Annotated in this window: 3 protein-coding genes; all 3 read right to left on the bottom strand. The window is 36.4% G+C overall.

What is annotated here, in order from left to right; genetic code table 11:
- Positions 1-340 precede the first annotated feature (340 nt).
- The 3 genes from U9P79_03525 to U9P79_03515 all read right to left on the bottom strand — a co-directional run bounded on the left by U9P79_03525 (position 341) and on the right by U9P79_03515 (position 4,810).
- The gene (locus U9P79_03525; protein ID MEA2103694.1) at positions 341-634 is read right to left on the bottom strand and encodes a type II toxin-antitoxin system RelE/ParE family toxin; all 294 of its coding nucleotides are present in this window, start codon (positions 632-634) and stop codon (positions 341-343) included.
- Positions 631-858, bottom strand: a complete 228-nt coding sequence (locus U9P79_03520; protein ID MEA2103693.1) for an addiction module protein — start codon at positions 856-858, stop codon at positions 631-633. Before U9P79_03520 ends, U9P79_03525 begins: the two co-directional genes overlap by 4 nt.
- Before the next feature lie 778 nt (positions 859-1,636).
- Positions 1,637-4,810: a S41 family peptidase gene (locus tag U9P79_03515; GenBank protein MEA2103692.1), complete on the bottom strand. Its 3,174-nt coding sequence runs from the start codon at positions 4,808-4,810 to the stop codon at positions 1,637-1,639.
- Between the last annotated feature and the right edge of the window lie 88 nt (positions 4,811-4,898).

Here is a 4,898-nt window from a genome sequence, read left to right as displayed (position 1 = left end):
ATGACGGTGAAAATTAGAGCATCAGAGATGCGACATTAATTCGAACAACTATCTTTGCGAAAGTGAAAACTTTGTGAATGAAAAAATTTTCCCAAAGTTTTTTAAACTTTCGCAAAGATAAAAAAAAATCTCGACTCGAACGCAATGGACGGCGTCCGAGAGTTGCGAGGGGGTAAACCCCCACGCTGAATCGAAAAAAGAATGCTGAAGCATTCTCAAAAAAATGAAAAGCAGAAAAACGCTTTCGAGCCAAATCCTGTTTGGACTTACCCCCACTCGAACGCAATGGACGGCGTCCGAGTCGGTATATATTATGTTTTATAGATTTACAAATTTTGTTTTATGGTATTCTTTCCTTCCAGTAATTAGGACCACGGTGAAGATTCATCACTGCAAGGATCAATATCTCATTAGTTTCGATACTATAAAGGATACCATAAGGAAAACGATTCGTAAGACACCGATGGATATTATCTTCCAAAATTGACCAAGCGTTCGGGTATTCTATTATGCTTTGAATTGTGCAGTATATCTCGATTGAGAAATCGTATCCGAGACCATTCTCGCACATTTCATAGTAGTCAATTGCTTTGTAAAATTCCTCTTCCGCTTCAGGATGAAAAGAGAAGTTCATTTACTAAAACGCTCTCTAATTTTTGCAAACACCTCGTTACCCGCTACTGTTTTCACATTGTTTGAGCGTATATCTTCTAATCTTTTTTTCGCTAACTGCACCCACTTCTTATCAGTCTCCGGATTCGGAGAATTTAAAGATTTTAGCAGTGAATCAATTACGAAAATTCTTCCTGTAACCGAAAGCGATTCTGCTTCACTAATAATTTTATCAATGCCATTCATCGTTATCTCCATTTATTACTTTTGAATAAATTAAAAATTTGATAATTGTATTCTTCCATAAGATGAATTGTTGTCAATTTTCATAAAAAATAAATGATTCTGTTTGTTTTATGTATCCTACGATTCTAACGCAAAAGACGGCGTCCGAGTCTGCTCTGTGAAATGCCTTTTTTTTCTATTTCTATAGGGTCGAGATTTTATGCTACAAAGATTCCGCACCGCGGGTGCTTATTTCAGTTTTTTTACTTTTTTAGCTCCAGAGGAGCGTCATATTTGTAGCCGAATGTGTAAGCATTCGGTAAAAATGACGGTGAAAATTAGAGCATCAGAGATGCGACATTAATTCGAACAACTATCTTTGCGAAAGTGAAAACTTTGTGAATGAAAAAATTTTCCCAAAGTTTTTTAAACTTTCGCAAAGATAAAAAAAATCTCGACTCGAACGCAATGGACGGCGTCCGAGAGTTGCGAGGGGGTAAACCCCCACGCTAAATCGAAAAAAGAATGCTGAAGCATTCTCAAAAAAGTAAAAAGGGAAAAAACGCTTTCGAGCCAAGTCCTGTTTGGACTTACCCCGCAGTGGAGCGTGGGGTGAGGACAAGCAAATTGTGAACATTGCTCACAGTTCTCGGCTCAAAGCAAAAAAATGCTTTCGAGCCAAATCCTGCTTGGACTTACCCCCACTCGAACGCAACAGACGTCGTCCTAGTCTGCTCTGTGAAATGTCTTTTCTTTTCTATTTCTATAGGGTCGGAATTTTTTAGATAGTCGAGATTTTTTACAAATCTTCCATCAAAACTTCTACAGCTTTTTGAAGCTGAACATCATCATCAGAAATTTTTTGTTCAGGGGTAAGATCAATATAAATATCCGGTTCTGCTCCCCTACCTTCCATATTGATTTTATCCTTTGTAAACCAGCCACTTCCGGGCATCCGCATGCTGGAGCCGTCCATAAAATTTACATGCCACGTTCCGATTACTGAACCGCTTGTGGGCATGCCGATAACTTTGCCGAAATTAAATTGTTTGAAAAGAGTTGGAAATATTTCTGCATCTGAAAATGAATTTTGGTTGATGAGTAATACAACCTGCTTATCCCAGACATCCGAAGGGAATTTACTTTTCTTTGCATTGAAGGTTCTGCTGGTTGTGTAAGCATACGGTTTTTTCGTCAGTACTTCGATTAAATAATCATGAATCCATCCACCCGGATTATTGCGAACATCAATTATAATCGCCTTTTTATCATAATACTTTGCAAAAATATCTTGCTGAAATTTTTCGTAGGAACTCCAGTTCATACTTCTGATGTGCATATAACCAATGTCATTGTTCAGTGCTTCCACCTTCCCTTCTCTTTCACTCACCCAATTATCATAATGCATATTATATTGATTGCCCCAAGATAATCCTTTGATAGTTACGTGTTTCACGCTATCCGGAGTTTGAATATCCATTTCAATCTTTTCGCCCACTTTATCAAAAAACAGAGGAGCAATTTCTGTTTTATCTGTGATTTTCACACCATCAACAGAAAGTAACAGATCCCCCGGTTTGATATTATACGGTTTATTGAGTTTGGACTTTTTGTATATTTTTTTGAATTTTATTCCTTTTTTCAGTACCTTTGAATAATCGAGGAGAAAACCCCCAAATGCTTGTCGTTTGGATTTGATCCCATCATCTTTTTTGCGAGGGTAAAAACCGGTGTGAGAACCGTTTACCTGCCCAATCATTTCGGACATGATGTCATCCATCATTACCGGATCATAAGTATATCGCAGATAAGGATAATAGCGTTTATACATTTTATCCCAATCAACTCCGTGCATATTTGGATCGTAAAATTGCCAGCCGAAAGTCTCCCAAGCATTCTCAAAAACCTTTTTATTCAAATCCATTTCGTTATAAGAATAATTAAAATCATTTTCAACCGTAGAAACAGTGCCGCCAGTCGTTAGTTTTTTCAAAGAATTACTTTCAATGAAATAGAAACAATCTTGCTCTTTATTATAAGTTAAACTACCGACGTTGGAATCGGAAGATTTTATCTCCTCATCGTTTTCACCGTTGAAATCCATTTTACGAAGAACATATTTCCTTTTATCGGAATCTTCTTGAAAACGGGTATTCATATAATAGATAATACTGTCCGGAGCGAGGGCTACGAGCCAATTGTGACCAGATCTTGAACTAATTGTTTTTATCCTATTGCGAATACCTTCTACATCAACTTGAATTTGGATTGATTCTTCTTCCTTTTCAGCTTCACCCTTATCTTCATCCTTTGTATCTTCATTTTTATTATCCTTTTCATTATCTTCGTCTTTTGAAGCTTCCAAAATTTCTTTCCAATTGTCGTCTTCATCCCAATAATCATCTTTTGGTTGAAGGGCAATTCTGCAAATTTTAGATTGTTTATCAAAAAACGCATAGTTGCCAAATTCTCCCCATAAAATATTATTTAAATTCCCATGAAAAGGTAAGATCATCTCGTCAGTATCATTCTCAAAATCTTTTAACCAGAGAACTCTATCCCAAGAACCCGATCGAATAGTGATGTAAAAAGCATAATTATTGTCAGGGCTATATCTGAATTCTACCACATGTTTGCCTGATAAGAGTTGTTTTACTTTATCATTTTCATAATCCACGCTGGCAATTTGATTGCGAAAATCATCATCCGAGAAGTAAACGATCAGGTTTTCATTTTCTTTATCGCTGACTTGGAGATTGGTTATATGCTTGTTTTTAAACCATTTAACCGTTTCAATTTTATCAAGATCGGTAATCACCGTTTTATACAAAGTTGGTTTTCCTTTTTCCATCTTTGTAAAATAAATCGTTTTATTATCCGGCATCACAGCGATATCTTCAATTCCCTGAATATCTTGTGTGATCTGCTTTACTTCTCCACCCTTTATCGGGACGGCGAAAAGGTCAAATTCATTTGAGAATACTACGAATTTTCCGTTTGGTGATACTGCGTAATCCGATGCAACATTTTTTTCCTTTTTAGTGATTTCAAATTCTTTGAGAATGTTCTGTTTAATGTCTATTTGCAATTTTGTTGCTTCATTTTTTTGGGGATCGAACTTCCAAATTTCATCAAATTTCTCAAAAACAATCCGGTCATTTGATTTGGCGATATTAATATCACGAACTGACCAAACATCAAAATCCGTGAGCTGCACCTTGTTATCAAAATCATTATCCGTAACTTTATAAAGTTGATAAACTGCCTCATTGTCAGCGATAAAATCTGTGGCAGCAAAGAAAATGCTTTTTCCATCAGATGAATAAACAGGATAGCATTCTGTCAGATCGGAATCTGTTAATTTTGTATATTTATTATTTTTAAGATCGTATTCCCACAATTCACCATTGTGGCTTCCCTTATATCGTTCTCGATAACTGTTACCTCGTTTTTGGTAGATCAATTTTTCATTATCCGGCGAAAGGGCACAGTGATAGTCGCCAATTCCGGTTATTTCTTTTGGTCTGGAACCATCAAGAGGAACTGAATAAAAATTTCTTCCCAATCCGAGTTCATATCCTGTGGCGAGCAAAGTTCCGTTTTTGGAGCCAAACAAAGATTTCTTTTTAAACCAATCTCTTACGGCTAAACGTTCTTTGCACACGCATTTTGCATCTCCACCATCTGCCGGCATAACATAAATTCCTATAAACCCATCCATGTTGGAATTAAATGCGATCCGTTTTCCATCAGGTGAATAGACAGGATCAGTGTCGTTCCCAACGGTCGCGGTTATCTTTTTTGCTTCGCCACCTGCAAACGGAACAGTCCACAAATCAGAAAGATAGGAAAAGCAAACGGTTTTCCCATCAGGAGAAATTGCGAGATCTTTCATAAAATGCGGTTCGATTGTAAAAACGTTACTAACAAATGCGAAAATTAATAAGATTGCAATAAAATATGTCTTTTTCATTATTTCCATTTCTGTGTTAAAATATTTTTCACTACGAAACATACCAAAAACACTAAATATTCATTATTCATTTGCTTTTCTATCTAAT

It is taken from the genome of Candidatus Cloacimonadota bacterium (assembly GCA_034661015.1).
GTDB lineage: Bacteria > Cloacimonadota > Cloacimonadia > JGIOTU-2 > JGIOTU-2 > JAYEKN01.
Note: the sequence above shows the minus strand (reverse complement) of the source record. Positions and strands in the feature narration are given on the sequence as shown.

Coding starts and splice junctions, on each gene's coding strand:
- U9P79_03520 (MEA2103693.1), bottom strand. CDS start 858: ATGAATGGCATTGATAAAATTATTAGTGAAGCAGAATCGCTTTCGGTT.
- U9P79_03515 (MEA2103692.1), bottom strand. CDS start 4,810: ATGAAAAAGACATATTTTATTGCAATCTTATTAATTTTCGCATTTGTT.
- U9P79_03525 (MEA2103694.1), bottom strand. CDS start 634: ATGAACTTCTCTTTTCATCCTGAAGCGGAAGAGGAATTTTACAAAGCA.